Origin of the sequence: Prevotella intermedia ATCC 25611 = DSM 20706, from assembly GCF_001953955.1 — a bacterium.
Classification (GTDB): Bacteria; Bacteroidota; Bacteroidia; order Bacteroidales; family Bacteroidaceae; genus Prevotella; species Prevotella intermedia.
This window is the reverse complement of the sequence record NZ_CP019300.1, coordinates 1,359,003-1,372,723: the sequence shown is the minus strand read 5'-3', so window position 1 is coordinate 1,372,723 and position 13,721 is coordinate 1,359,003. Positions and strand designations below refer to the sequence as shown.

The window sequence follows — 13,721 nt, the reverse complement described above, 5'->3', positions numbered from 1 at the left end:
AAAGTGAATACTTAGTATAAAGTTGTGAATAAAGAAAATTTTAGATAGAATGAGATATCAAATATTATCTATAGGAAAGAAGTTACCTACCGATTTTATAAATATAGGTGATTATATACAAGGAGTTGCTTCTGCACAGTTCCTTCCACATCTAGATGGATTTATAGACAGAGAACTTGTTAGCAAATATGAAGGAGAACTATCTAAAGTAATAATGAATGGTTGGTATATGCATTATCCTGAAAATTGGCCTCCATCAAAACAAATTCTTCCATTATTTGTAGCATTACATATTAATTCCAATTTTAAAGAACAACTTCTTTCAAAGGCATCTGTAAAATATTTAAAGCGGTACGAACCTATAGGGTGTAGGGATTATTATACAGTAAATATGTTGAAAGACAAGGGGATTGATGCATATTTCTCAGGATGTATGACATTAACTTTAGGCTATCAGTATCATTCTAATACTAAAAATAATAAGGTTTTCTTTGTAGATCCTTATTTTAAGGAACCTTCTTCTTTTAGAGATTTTCTTAGCAATATTGTTTATCTACTGAAACACTGGAAAGTGATTAGTTCAATAGCTTATAGATTTGAGTACTACTGGCATCGTGGGCTCTTCCATAGACTTGTAATAACATCTTTCTATCGACAGTATATTCAGTTATTTTCAAAAGAGGTATTATTAAATGCGGAGTATGTCTGCCAAGAGAGTAGACGGTATAGAAAGAACTTCAAAACAGAAGAGGAACGTTTTTCAGAAGCACAACGGTTAGTAAAAGAATATTCTCAAGCAAGATATGTTGTAACATCAAGAATTCATTGTGCTCTGCCTTGTCTTGGAGTTGAAACTCCTGTCTTGTATATTGAGAATGTGCAACAATCAGAAACTAGCTCTTGCCGTTTAGATGGAATAAGGGACTTGTTTAATATAATAGAAAACGATAATGGTTTTTTACATCCTTTATTTCCAATTACATTGCCTATTTCTTTAGATACTAAATTTACCAATAAAGAGTCTTGGCGTAAGCTTGCATCAAATTTGAAAGATCGTTGCCTTAAATTTGTTCAATCAGAATGAGAAGAAAGATAGCATATTGTATAGAATCCTTTCACAATAGTGGCGGAATGGAACGTATACTATCCGTTTGTGCTAACCTGTTAGTTGAACACCATTTAATAACTTTAATAATAGCTAACCAGTGTAATAAGCCTTATGCATACGAATTGTCTGAAAATATTCAAGTAGTTGATTTACATATTGGGCTGAAAGATTATAAACTACAATATCAGAAGGTCCTATCTGAATATCTTTTGAATCATAGTTTTGATATCGTATTTTCTTTAGCTGGTTTGGAGATGTTTTTCTTGCCCCAAATTAAAGATAAGAGTAAAAAGGTTATGTGGTTTCATTTTGCCTTTGATGTTTCCCATATGTTTCTAAGTGAGAGATACCATGGGGGAAAGTTGAAACTCTTATATTATTTACATACTTTCCGTCGAATATATTATGCAAAAAAATTCGACAAATTAGTTGTGCTATCTAAAGCTGATTACAATTCATGGAGTAAATTCTGTAATAATGTTACTTACATTTATAATCCTATTACAATAAAAGGAATGTCTACTTCGAATACTTCTAGTAAGTCAGCTATAGCTGTTGGACGGTTATCTTGGCAAAAAGGTTTTGATTATCTTGTTGATTCGTGGGCAATAGTGGCAACTAAGCATCCAGATTGGCATTTGGATATTTATGGAGATGGACCAGATAGGGATATGTTACAAGAAAAAATTGACAACTATGGTTTGAAAGGTAATATAAGTCTTTGCGGGGTGACTAAACATATAGAACAAGAATATTGTAACCACTCTTTTTATATAATGAGTTCGCGTGCAGAAGGTTTCCCACTAGTTTTACTTGAAGCCTCAAGTTGTGGATTACCATTAATTTCATTTAATTGTCCCCAAGGACCAAAAGAAATTATAGTAGATGGTGAAAATGGTTTCATCATTAATATTGTTGGGGATATAGATAGTCTCTCACACCGTATTTGTACGTTAATAGAGGATAAAGAACTTCGAGAATCTATGGGAAAGAAAGCTACAGACTATTCACAAAGATTCAGTAGAGAATCCATTAAGAACAAATGGCTTCAGTTAATAAATGATTTATTAAAATAATGAAATACATAGAATGCTTAGATTATATTCGGAGTGACTATTATCGTATAACAGAAAAGAAAGATGTTGGTATCTTTAGAATGTGGTTTACAACCATTCTTGACGGAGGCTTTCATTTCTTGTTTTGGCTACGTCTCTCTAATTATAATAATATTTTATTAGGATTGGCAGGTAGGTTACTTTATCAAATTATAGGACTTATTATGCATATATCCATACAACGACACACTAAGATTGGTTATGGGTTTAGAATTGTGCATAATGGTCCAATCGTTATAAATGTTTCTGCAATCATAGGTGACAATGTTGATATTTATCAAAATACTACTATTGGCAGTATGTTTATGCATGCAGCACAGATTGGAAATAATGTCTATATTGGGCCTTCTGTATGTATTGTAGAAAATGTGAAAATTGGTGATGGTGCAACTATTGGTGCGGGATCTGTCATTGTCAAAGATGTTAAGGCAGGATGTACAGTAGCAGGGAATCCAGCAAAGGTCATATCACATAAGAAATCTGGACTTCTTATTTGGAAAAGATGGAATCGTAAATGGAATAAATATAGTAAAGAATGAATCCACAAATATCTGTTATTGTTCCTGTATATAATGGAGAACGCTACCTTCATGAATGTTTGGATAGTATTATTAATCAAACTTTTTGTGATTTTGAGCTGATATTGCTTGACGATGGAAGCTCAGACCAATCAGGAAAAATATGCGATGAATATGCAAAACGAGATCAACGTATTCGTATTATTCATAAACAAAATGAAGGTATAAATGCAACTCGAAGACGTGGAGTTCATGAGGCTAAAGGTACATGGGTTTGCTTCTGCGATAATGATGATTCTTTACCACAAGATGCATTAAGTAATATGTATCGTTTTACAGATAATACTGATATTGTTATAGGATTTCCTGAGATTCCTCAACATAAAGAGCAGTTAACACTTATGGAATGCAGACAATTTCTTATCTCTGGAGGAAGAATACCACCAACTCCGTGGGCAAAGCTATATAGAAAATCTATACTGTCTGATGATATTTTTGATTTTCCTAGAGAAATAGACGGAGAAGAGGATATGATTATGAATATCCGATTATTTTTTAAAATAGATCGTGCTCCTCGCTTTATATTTAAAAAGGTATATAATTTCCGACGTAATACAATAAGTGTTTCACATACAAAAGAATGTAGTATAGAACATGAAGATATATTTGACTCTGTCCGTTCTCTATCCATTCCTTCTTCTTTGAGAGATACATATATGCCTTCTATCTTACATAGTAGGATAAATGGTTTAGTATCAGTGGCAATTAGTAATCCAAAGACTATCTGTAAAAAAAAGCATCCCTACATGAAGAAGCTTATGAATGATATAGAGCGATATCATTATCATTGCTCTTTTTCTGAATGGTTATTATTATATGTTAAATCTTCTTTTTTTGTAAGAGTAATAGCCTATCTATGGAAAATCTCGAACTTCATCAAATATCATTTAGGATTTGTAAATTAAATATTTTCCGTTTATTAAAAACTCTCTACTTTTACAAATTATACTATGTTGCTTTCTTTTATAATACCATTATATAACTGCCAGAAATTTATTACAAGATGTTTGGATAGCATTTATACAATAAATTTAGCCGAAGATAAGTTTGAGGTCATAGTAGTTGATGATGGTAGTACCGATGATGGTAGTTCAATCTGCAAAGAGTATGAGACGTCTCATTCTAATTTCTACTTGTTGAGTCAGAAAAATGCCGGAGCCTCTGCTGCAAGAAATAAAGGATTAAATATTGCTAAGGGTAAATGGATCTGGTTTGTTGATGCTGATGACAAGATAGAATCTGATGCAAGAGAGTTTATCTTAAATTTAGAGTTAAACTCATTTGACGATATTGATTTGCTTTGCTTTAACTACTATGTTGAAAACGAAAAATCTAAAGATAAAATTGAAAACTTTTGCCAGTCAATATCTTATGATGGTGTTGGATATCTAAAGCTTCACCATCGATTATATTTGTGGGATAAAATTTTTAAACGTTCTGCAATTGGTAATGTTCGTTTTTTAAATGGTACTAAAAATATAGAAGATATGCTCTTTTGTTTGGAGGTTATTGTTAATATGAATAACATTCTTTGTAAACCTATACATGGCTATGCATACAATAATCTTAATATATCGTCAACTTCTCGTCGCAGGGATAATCGGAACCTCGTAAAATTAAATCAGGACTCTTTTACTATACATACAGCCTTGAAACACTATCTTGATACCAAAGATGGAAAGAAACGAGAAGTTTTATTGTCTATAGAGAATTTTAGCATTATTGGTCATTTATATAGCCTGATGAGGCTATATTCCGTAAACAGCTTACGTCGAGCAATAAATAAATATCGTGCCCAGGGACTTTATCCTGTAAAATTTACATATAGCAGAAAAGCCAACTTGTTTGTTCTGTTGGTTAATTGCGAAGTGATAGTTCTCTTTGTAAAGAGAATGTTGGATATGTTCGTAATAAAGAGATAATATATCCACTCCATTTAAATAATATTCAATATCCTTAAAATATAAAGTAGTTACAGTTGGAAGTAGAAAATCTGAAAATAGTCAGATATAACAGAGAAAAGGTTTGAAGGAGTATTTGGATTGTTTTCATAGAGTTAAATAGTTTGCTAATTTAGCTACTTAAATAATATTTAATATGATTATATATATCATTCTTTTTTTTATTCCAGTCATCTTATATTTCTATTATAAAAATGATAAACTGGCTTCTTACAAACCCTTTTTATTCTTTTTTATTTCATTAGCTATATTTGTTGGATTGGGAGATATGCTAGGTGGCTACGACCGCTATATCTATGGCGACCTGTTTGATAATCTAGCAGACCAGTTAAAAATAGGGATTCCAATAACATCTTCCAGTATTTATCAAGCATATAATACTGAATTTGGCTATATAGGACTTAATTGGGCAATAGCTCATATAACAAGCAACAGATATATTTTTATTTTCCTCTATACTATCTGTATGTATGCCATTATTTTACATAGTTTTAGAAAGTATGCTAAAAATTATCCTTTGGCATCTATCTTGTTTATGGCATTAGTATTTTATTTTTCCTTTACATATCTTCGACAAATGTTTGCTGCTGCTATTATAGGACTTTCTATTAAATATATCATTGAAAGAAAGTTTTTAAAGTATTGTGCAATTATCGTCGCAGCATTTTCATTCCATAATTCTGCTATTATTTTCTTCCCCATGTATTTCATTGCAAATAAGAAATACTCAAAAGCACGTATATTATTATTAATGTCTGTATGCTTTATTATAGGTGTGACAGGAATATCAAGTAGCCTCTATAATCTTTTCGATAATGTGTCAACTCGTGTTGCACATAGTGATTATGCAACTCAAGGAGATGCGCGAATAGCCTATATTTTAGAGGTCGGATTTTTCCTCTTTTTCCTTATAAGGTCTTATTGTCATCTACCAGATACCAAACAAAGTATAGTTTTATACAACATAGCTTTAGCATTTTGTGCTGTTTTATTATTGTTTATTCGGTCTGAAAACGGAGGACGCTTAAGTTGGTATTTTGTATATGGTTTAATATTTTCACTGACACAGTTATCAACTACCAGCTATGGAAAAAAAATAAAGATGGGCTTACAGCTTTCTATTGTTAGTTTTGTTCTTTTCTTGCGTATTCTCACTTCATGGGGAGTTCTATTATATCCGTATAAAACGTTTCTCACTAATGGGCATAGAGAAAATGATTATATTTTTGAAAGATATGAATACGATTATAATTACGACAAAGATAAATTTTATAAGTAATACTATATGCTGATAACCGTATTCACTCCAACCTATAACAGGGCAAAACTGCTTCCAAGGTTGCATAAAAGCCTGCAAGAGCAAACTAATAAAGACTTTGAGTGGGTTATTGTTGATGACGGGAGTACCGACAATACAAAAGAAGTTATAGAGAAAATAATAATAGAGCAAAGGAATATTTTTCCAATTCGATATTTCTATAAAGAGAATGGGGGGAAACATACAGCAATAAACCAAGGTGTAAAAGAAGCGAAAGGAGAATTCTTTTTTATAGCAGACAGCGATGATGTCCTGCTGCCTAATTCTTTAGAAATAGTATATCAACAGTATTCTAAAATAAAAGAAAACAAAGATTTTGGAGGTATTTGTGGTTTGGATTGTTATGCTAATGGGAAGATAATTGGGACAGGTTTAAAGAAGAATTTTATAGATAGTAATTCCATTGAAATACGAAATTATCATCACGTTACAGGCGATTTAAAAGAAGTTTTCTATACAAATGTATTAAAGGAATTTCCATTCCCTGAGATTGTCAATGAGCATTTTGTGCCAGAAGTTTTAGTTTGGAATAGAATAGCACAAAAATATAAATTACGATATATCAATCAACCGATTTATCAAGTAGAATATCAAGAAGGTGGACTTACATCTAAGATTATTGAAATCAGAATGAAGAGCCCAATTGCAACGACGATATGTTATGGTGAAATGTTAGATTTACATATTCCAATTAAAAGTAAAATAAAAGCAGCTATAAATTATTGGAGATTCTATTTTTGCATTGAAGATAAATCGAAAATAAGAAAAAGAATAAATCTTTTGTGGCTAGGACTATTACCAATAGGTTGGGCTTTTCATATAAAAGATCGAATAAGAATTAAAAAGAAGTAAACTATAGATGGGAAAAAGGCTTGATAGTTGTAAATCTTTTTCACAAGCGTAGCTGTTGCTTAACTTGTTGTTTATCAAGATATTGTAAAACCTATTGTTTCGCATCCTAAAAGCGGCTGTTTTACACGGTAAAAGCGTAGGTTTTGTATCGCAAAACAGCCGCTTTTGTATTGCCAAAATGAATTTATTGTATTTTGATAAAATTCTTTTTACAAAATATACTTCTTTCTTCCATTATTAAAACTGTTCAAGAAGAGACATTTAAAGCTTAAATTCTTTAACTTAATATGAGTAGATGAAAATCCTTCAAGTCATTACATCATTAGAAATAGGAGGTGCAGAAACCTTGGTTGTTAACTTGATTCCAAGATTTTGCGCATTAGGGCATACAGTGGATTTATGTATCTTTAATGGTACGGAAACACCATTAATGCAAAAATTGAAAGTTGAAAGTCCACAGACGAAGATATATGCATTGGGACATAGTGTATACAATCCACTTTATATATTAAAGTTGATGAAGATTATGAAAGGATATGATATTGTTCATACACATAATTCTTCACCACAGTTATTTGTTGCAATTGCGAATTTGTATCGCCATACAAAACTCATATCTACAGAACATAATACGTCAAACCGCAAGCGTAACTGGAAGTGGTATCGTCCTATTGAGAGTTGGATGTATGGGAAGTACAACCATATTATATGCATTAGTAAGATTGCAGAAGAAAGGTTGAGAGAATATATGAAAGGAGAATGGATTGTTCAATCTTCAAATAGATATAAAACAATTACTACTATCAATAATGGAATTGATGTCAATGCAATTTCTCAAGCATTTCCTTGCAAGGATCTATTAAGTAAGAAAGAGACACGTAAGGCTATTCTAATGGTGGCTGGCTTTCGTGAACAAAAAGATCAAGATACTATTCTTCGTGCAGTAAACCAATTAGATAAAGATAAATTTGAAGTTTGGTTTGCTGGAGTTGGCGAACGTATGGAAGAGGTTCAACAGTTGTCTAAGTCGTTAGGTGTAGATGATAGGGTTCGGTTTCTTGGATTAAGAACAGATATACCAAATGTTTTGAAGGCTGCAGATATTATCGTTATGTCTTCTCACTGGGAAGGCTTGAGTCTTAGTAATGTGGAAGGTATGAGTGCGCATAAACCTTTTATAGCCTCTGATGTAAATGGCTTACGAGAGGTTACAAAAGAATATGGTATTCTCTTTTCGCATGAAGATGCCAAGGCTTTGGCTAATAAGATTAAACAATTAGCAGAAAGCGAGGAATATTATGATGAAGTTGCCAACCGCTGTTATAATCGAGCATTGGAATTTGATATTAGTAAGATGGTAAACGGCTATAATCAAGTCTATCAGAAAGTAATTGGAAACTTTGAATAGATTGATATAAGTATACAGCTATGGATAAGAAAAAAATAATAAGATTGACCACTGCTGGCGAAAGTTTAGATGACCTTTTAATAGGACAACTAAAGTATTTAAATCAATACTTTGATATTATTGCAGTTGCAAAAGATGACGGACGCCTACAAAAAGTAAGAGAGCGGGAAGGAGTTAGAGTTGTAGATGCTCCTATTGAGCGTCCTATTTCCTTATCAAAGGATATTATTGCATTGAGATGGTTGATAAATTTCTTCAAGCAAGAGAAACCATGGTGTGTGCATGCTAATACCCCAAAGGGATCTTTATTAGCAATGATAGCGGCATGGATTTGTCGCGTCCCGCATCGTATTTATACTGTTACAGGGCTTAGATATCAAGGTGCTACTGGAAAGTTTAAGTTTATCTTACAAACAATGGAGCGAATAACTTGTGCTTGTGCAACTAAGGTGATTCCAGAGGGGCAAGGTGTTTTAAAAACTTTGAAGAATGACCATATTACCAGTAAACCATTAGAAGTTATTTTGAATGGTAATATAAATGGTAAAGATACGTCCTTTTTTAGTGTGGAAAGCTTGTACGAGAATTGTGAATTGGAAAATGGAAACAAGCGATTGAGTATCCGACAAGAAGAGTCTGTTAAGGACGTACTACGAAAGGAATTACATATTACTGCAAATGATTTTGTTTTTATTTTTGTCGGGCGAATAGTTAATGATAAGGGAATGAAAGAACTGTCTAAGGCTATGCAATCCCTGCTTAAGAAGAACTATCATTTAACTCCCAAATTACTATTAGTTGGAGATTTTGAGTCTAAGTTAGATCCTTTATCCCCTGAAGATGAAAGTTTCTTTAAAAATAATAGTTCTGTTCTATTTGTTGATTATCAGAAAGATGTACGTCCTTATCTTGCGGCTGCAGATGCCTTAGTGTTTCCTTCTTATAGAGAAGGCTTTCCCAATGTTGTACTTGAAGCAGGTTGTATGGGATTACCTTCAATTGTTACCGACATTAATGGTTGCAATGAAATTATAAAGGAAGGAGTTAATGGTAGAATTATACCACCTCGTGATTCGGAATCTCTTTTCTCTGCTATGGACTGGATGCTGACACACTTATTTGATGTTGAGCATATGGCAAATAATAGCAGGAGGCTCATTCAGGAAAGGTATGAACAGGAAAAAGTATGGAAAGCACTGTTGGATATGTATAAATCACTTAATTAGAGTTCATTATGTATAAACATTTTTTTAAGCGATTAATAGATTTTATAGCTTCATTTATAGCATTGGTTATTTTTTCTCCTTTACTATTAATAGTTACAATATGGTTGCATTTTGCCAATAAGGGAGGCGGTTCCTTTTTTCTCCATTCTAGGGCAGGTTGGAATAATAGAGTTTTTAAGGTTATTAAGTTTAAAACAATGACCGATGAAAAAGATGAGAATGGGAACCTATTACCTGATAGTCAGAGGTTGACGAAAGTTGGTCGTTTCGTGCGCAGTACATCGCTAGATGAACTTCCCCAGTTGTTTAATGTACTTAAGGGAGATATGTCCTTAATAGGACCACGCCCATTGTACGATGATTTCTTGAAATGTTACGATGAAGTTCAAATCAGAAGGCATGAAGTGCGACCAGGTATAACAGGATGGGCTCAAGTTAATGGCAGAAACTTTGTAAAGTATAGTAAGAAATTTGAATATGATATATGGTATGTAGACCATCTCTCTCTTGGACTTGATATTAAAATTCTCTGGAAAACTTTTCTCAACGTCATACAGCGAGAGGGCGTTGGAGAAGGAGAAGTTCAAGACGAGTTGGTAGACGATCTTGGATTTGGTGAGAAACTAAGAAGACTGAAAGAGGAGTAATATGAAAGAGTTTGGTTCTGATTTTCATGCTTTGAATACTTCTGAAGTATATGATAATACCATTTTTTCTTATTATCCCAATGCCTTGTTTTTAGCAGATGGGAGACAGGCTATAGAACTATTAATCATTCATTATAAATGGAAACGAATTTGGGTACCAGAATATTTCTGTTGGGAAATCATTGAATATATTCAACGTCGTTGTAAAATAGAAGTTAAAACATATTTTGACAACCCCTTAAATGAGAGACTTCATCTTGTGGAAAAGCTTCCATTTATAGACGGTGATATCTTACTTAGAATGAATTATTTTGGGTTAAGACAATATAGAGATTGTCTTAATATTTCAATTCCTGTAATTGAAGATCATTCACACAATATTTTCAATGAATGGAGTCGGAATAGTAAAGCTGATTTCTGCATAGCCTCATTGAGAAAAACTCTTCCATTAGCTGGAGGTGGAATGATTTGGAGTAACTCTCATGATTTATCAAAATTATCAACTCTTATAGAGGATTCTCAGCAAAACGAGCAACTTGCAAGAATAAGATGGCAAGCAATGGAAGAAAAAGCTCACTATCTTAATATAAATGAGACTGAATGCAATTTAAAACTAAAGGATTCTTTCAGAGCAAAATATATACAAACAGAAGAAGAATTAGATCACTTGCCTATCAGCAGTATATCTACACTTGATAAGCTTTTCTTAGAAAAATTTGATATTAAAGAATGGTATAATAGAAAATTACGGAATTGGCAATTACTTATCCATACACTTTCAAAAATTTTAATGTCCAAAGACATTCGTATTTTCTATCCAAGCAGTGAGAAATGTATTCTGTTTTCTTTTGTACTATTGTTTCGCACTACTCAACAGCGAGATTCGTTTAGATTACATTTAATAAAGCATTTTATTTATCCAGCAATCCTATGGAATTTGCCAGAAAGTTGTTCGAATAGGTCTAAAGATATATCGAACAAAATGCTTTCAATACATTGTGATGGAAGGTACAGCAGTGAAGATATAAAAGAGATGGGAAATATTATATACAACTTTTTTTAAATCATTTTGATAAATGCTGAAGATTATAAATTTTGAGCATAGAATGGAATGGGATAAAATAGTTCTTTCCTTTCCTAATCATGATGTATATTATCTTAGTGGATATTTAGCTCCATTCGAAGTACATGGAGATGGTATGCCTATTTTGATTTATTATCAAGGAGAAGGACTAAGAGCTATTTGTGCTTTTATGCTTAGAGATGTATCAAATGAGACATGGGCGCAAGGTTATATTGATAGAGGAGTGTTTTTTGATGCGATAACTCCGTACGGATATGGAGGATGGCTGTTAGATGGAAATGTTTCAAAAGAAAAAATAGATATTTTCTGGAAAGAAGTAAAAACATTTATGCATGAGCAACATATTATTAATGCTTTTACTCGATGGAGTCCTTGGTTAAAGAATCAAGAATACTTAAGAGGTTGGTCGAATATTATCGATTTAGGAAATACTATTTATATTGATTGTACATCGGAAGAAGGTATTTTCCAAAATATAAAGAGTAAGGATCGTGCTACTATAAGAAAAGCTATTAAAAATGGTGTAGTCGTGCAACATAGTGACGATACAACTCTTTTTGAAAAATTCTATTCTATATACAATGCAACGATGGATAAAGATAATGCAGATGATTATTATTATTTTAAGCCAGAGTTCTATAAATCTATGACAGAGAACTTACAAGGAAAGTGGGAGTTCTTTTATGCAGTACTTGGTGAAGAAATCATTGCAATGAGTATTATGCTTATGTGTAATGGAAGAATGCATTATCATCTTTCTGGTAGTGTTATGGAATTCCGTAATCTTAATGCCACTAATCTTATTTTGTATGAAGCTGCAAAATATGGAGCTCAACATAGTTATAAATTATTACACCTTGGTGGAGGAGTTGGTAGTGGTGAGGATCCATTGTACAAGTTTAAAAAAGCTTTTAACAAAAATGGAGATATTGGATTTTGTATATCAAAGGATTGTTTTGATGAAAATAAATATTCATATCTAGTAGAGCTTAGGAAGAAAAAAGATCCGACATTTGACTCTTCAACTTCATTCTTCCCTGCTTATAGAATAAAATAAATTATAGAGATGGAAAGAAAATATCTATGTCTTGCCCATATGAGTGGCAACGAACAGAAATATATTCAAGAAGCATTTGACACAAATTGGGTGGTGCCATTAGGTCCAAATGTGAATGCATTTGAAGAAGAATTAGCAAGGTTTTGTAAATCCAAACCAAACAATATAGATTTCTCTAATGAAGTTTATCCACAAAGTATTCAGGCACACAACGATAATCCTGATGAACTATGGAACGATGGATATAAAGAGTTGGAGAACAAAGAAGTTGTTGCACTATGTTCTGGCACATCAGCTATTCATTTAGCATTGGTAAACTTAGGAGTTAAGGCTGGCGATGAAGTTATTTGTCAGAGCTTTACTTTTTGTGCAAGTTCTCATCCCGTAATGTATCTTGGTGCAACCCCTGTCTTTGTAGATTCTGAAGCTGATACATGGAACATGTCTCCAGAATTACTCCAAAGAGCAATTAAGGATAGAATAGAAAAGACAGGTAGAAAGCCTAAAGCCATTATCGTAGTCTATCTTTATGGTATGCCTGCAAAGATAAAAGAAATCATAGAAATTGCAGAACACTACAGTATTCCTATCGTTGAAGATGCTGCTGAAGGACTTGGCAGTCGGTATAATGGGCAAGTTATCGGTACATTTGGCGAATATGGTGTGATGAGTTTCAATGGCAATAAGATGATAACCACTTCCGGTGGCGGTGCATTAATTTGTCCTAACAAAGAAGCGGAAGAACGTATCATGTTCTTTGCAACACAGGCACGCGAGGCTTTTCCATACTACCAACACGAAGAAATTGGCTATAATTATCGTCTTAGTAATATTTGTGCAGGTATAGGGCGTGGACAAATGACGGTACTTGATGAACATATTGCGCATCATAAACATCTGGCAAATCTCTATAAAGAAGGATTTAAAGATGTAAAAGGCATTACATTCCATAACAATCCAAATGAAGAATATGATTCTAATTTCTGGTTGAATACCATCACATTAGATAAAGATTTAAAGGTTATAGGTCAAGAAAATGCTTATAACGAAGCAATTGCTGGTGCTGTTGGCGGTGCCGCTGGTGTAGTTCACTCAACAGGAAAGGCTCATACCGATTGCGAACCAAACACAAATGTCGAGGCGATGCGTATGGCATTGGATAAATTAGGTATAGAAAGTCGTCCTCTTTGGAAACCAATGCATTTACAACCTGTTTATAAAAACTCTCCAGCCTACATTAATGGCATAAGTGAAGAACTCTTTAAGACAGGTCTTTGTCTTCCTTCTGGTCCAATGATTGGTGATGAAGATGCAAGATTTATTATCGAGTCGATAAAACAATCTATCATAGAATAAACTTCTATACT

13 protein-coding genes are annotated in these 13,721 nt (G+C 32.9%); all 13 read left to right on the top strand.

Annotated elements, in window-relative coordinates; genetic code table 11:
• The first annotated feature begins 49 nt into the window (after positions 1–49).
• The 13 genes from BWX39_RS05810 (at position 50) to BWX39_RS05750 (ending at position 13,710) form a co-directional block, all read left to right on the top strand.
• Entirely contained in the window at positions 50–1,084 is a 1,035-nt protein-coding gene (locus BWX39_RS05810; RefSeq protein WP_028906220.1) for a polysaccharide pyruvyl transferase family protein, read from the top strand.
• On the top strand, positions 1,081–2,184 hold the full coding sequence (locus tag BWX39_RS05805) for a glycosyltransferase family 4 protein (protein ID WP_028906219.1): 1,104 nt from the start codon (positions 1,081–1,083) through the stop codon (positions 2,182–2,184). Before BWX39_RS05810 ends, BWX39_RS05805 begins: the two co-directional genes overlap by 4 nt.
• A complete protein-coding gene (locus BWX39_RS05800) occupies positions 2,184–2,762 on the top strand; it encodes a serine O-acetyltransferase (protein WP_028906218.1) in 579 nt (192 codons plus the stop codon). The genes BWX39_RS05805 and BWX39_RS05800 overlap by 1 nt, the downstream gene beginning before the upstream one ends.
• Entirely contained in the window at positions 2,759–3,706 is a 948-nt protein-coding gene (locus BWX39_RS05795; RefSeq protein ID WP_028906217.1) for a glycosyltransferase family 2 protein, read from the top strand. Before BWX39_RS05800 ends, BWX39_RS05795 begins: the two co-directional genes overlap by 4 nt.
• A gap of 102 nt (positions 3,707–3,808) precedes the next feature.
• Positions 3,809–4,723 carry a glycosyltransferase gene (locus BWX39_RS05790; protein WP_244271458.1) on the top strand — a complete coding sequence of 305 codons (915 nt, stop codon included), beginning with the start codon at positions 3,809–3,811 and terminating at the stop codon, positions 4,721–4,723.
• A gap of 175 nt (positions 4,724–4,898) precedes the next feature.
• Complete coding sequence (locus BWX39_RS05785; RefSeq protein ID WP_028906215.1) at positions 4,899–6,041, top strand: EpsG family protein; 1,143 nt, start codon at positions 4,899–4,901, stop codon at positions 6,039–6,041.
• Positions 6,042–6,047: 6 nt separating this feature from the next.
• Positions 6,048–6,932, top strand: coding sequence for a glycosyltransferase family 2 protein (locus tag BWX39_RS05780; protein ID WP_028906214.1), 885 nt, complete (start codon positions 6,048–6,050; stop codon positions 6,930–6,932).
• A 295-nt stretch (positions 6,933–7,227) separates the two neighbouring features.
• On the top strand, positions 7,228–8,340 hold the full coding sequence (locus BWX39_RS05775; protein ID WP_028906213.1) for a glycosyltransferase: 1,113 nt from the start codon (positions 7,228–7,230) through the stop codon (positions 8,338–8,340).
• Positions 8,341–8,360: 20 nt separating this feature from the next.
• Positions 8,361–9,566, top strand: coding sequence for a glycosyltransferase family 4 protein (locus BWX39_RS05770; RefSeq protein ID WP_028906212.1), 1,206 nt, complete (start codon positions 8,361–8,363; stop codon positions 9,564–9,566).
• Between the two features lie 8 nt (positions 9,567–9,574).
• The gene (locus tag BWX39_RS05765) at positions 9,575–10,213 is read left to right on the top strand and encodes a sugar transferase (protein WP_028906211.1); all 639 of its coding nucleotides are present in this window, start codon (positions 9,575–9,577) and stop codon (positions 10,211–10,213) included.
• Between the two features lies 1 nt (position 10,214).
• Positions 10,215–11,276 carry a hypothetical protein gene (locus tag BWX39_RS05760; RefSeq protein WP_028906210.1) on the top strand — a complete coding sequence of 354 codons (1,062 nt, stop codon included), beginning with the start codon at positions 10,215–10,217 and terminating at the stop codon, positions 11,274–11,276.
• A gap of 13 nt (positions 11,277–11,289) precedes the next feature.
• On the top strand, positions 11,290–12,354 hold the full coding sequence (locus tag BWX39_RS05755) for a GNAT family N-acetyltransferase (RefSeq protein ID WP_028906209.1): 1,065 nt from the start codon (positions 11,290–11,292) through the stop codon (positions 12,352–12,354).
• A 9-nt stretch (positions 12,355–12,363) separates the two neighbouring features.
• Entirely contained in the window at positions 12,364–13,710 is a 1,347-nt protein-coding gene (locus tag BWX39_RS05750; protein ID WP_028906208.1) for a DegT/DnrJ/EryC1/StrS family aminotransferase, read from the top strand.
• The last annotated feature ends 11 nt before the right edge of the window (positions 13,711–13,721 follow it).

What these genes read in the sequence shown, in the direction of transcription:
- BWX39_RS05805 (WP_028906219.1), top strand. Translation starts at nt 1,081, where the DNA reads ATGAGAAGAAAGATAGCATATTGTATAGAATCCTTTCACAATAGTGGC.
- BWX39_RS05810 (WP_028906220.1), top strand. Translation starts at nt 50, where the DNA reads ATGAGATATCAAATATTATCTATAGGAAAGAAGTTACCTACCGATTTT.
- BWX39_RS05765 (WP_028906211.1), top strand. Translation starts at nt 9,575, where the DNA reads ATGTATAAACATTTTTTTAAGCGATTAATAGATTTTATAGCTTCATTT.
- BWX39_RS05775 (WP_028906213.1), top strand. Translation starts at nt 7,228, where the DNA reads ATGAAAATCCTTCAAGTCATTACATCATTAGAAATAGGAGGTGCAGAA.
- BWX39_RS05800 (WP_028906218.1), top strand. Translation starts at nt 2,184, where the DNA reads ATGAAATACATAGAATGCTTAGATTATATTCGGAGTGACTATTATCGT.
- BWX39_RS05780 (WP_028906214.1), top strand. Translation starts at nt 6,048, where the DNA reads ATGCTGATAACCGTATTCACTCCAACCTATAACAGGGCAAAACTGCTT.
- BWX39_RS05770 (WP_028906212.1), top strand. Translation starts at nt 8,361, where the DNA reads ATGGATAAGAAAAAAATAATAAGATTGACCACTGCTGGCGAAAGTTTA.
- BWX39_RS05785 (WP_028906215.1), top strand. Translation starts at nt 4,899, where the DNA reads ATGATTATATATATCATTCTTTTTTTTATTCCAGTCATCTTATATTTC.
- BWX39_RS05755 (WP_028906209.1), top strand. Translation starts at nt 11,290, where the DNA reads ATGCTGAAGATTATAAATTTTGAGCATAGAATGGAATGGGATAAAATA.
- BWX39_RS05795 (WP_028906217.1), top strand. Translation starts at nt 2,759, where the DNA reads ATGAATCCACAAATATCTGTTATTGTTCCTGTATATAATGGAGAACGC.
- BWX39_RS05760 (WP_028906210.1), top strand. Translation starts at nt 10,215, where the DNA reads ATGAAAGAGTTTGGTTCTGATTTTCATGCTTTGAATACTTCTGAAGTA.
- BWX39_RS05750 (WP_028906208.1), top strand. Translation starts at nt 12,364, where the DNA reads ATGGAAAGAAAATATCTATGTCTTGCCCATATGAGTGGCAACGAACAG.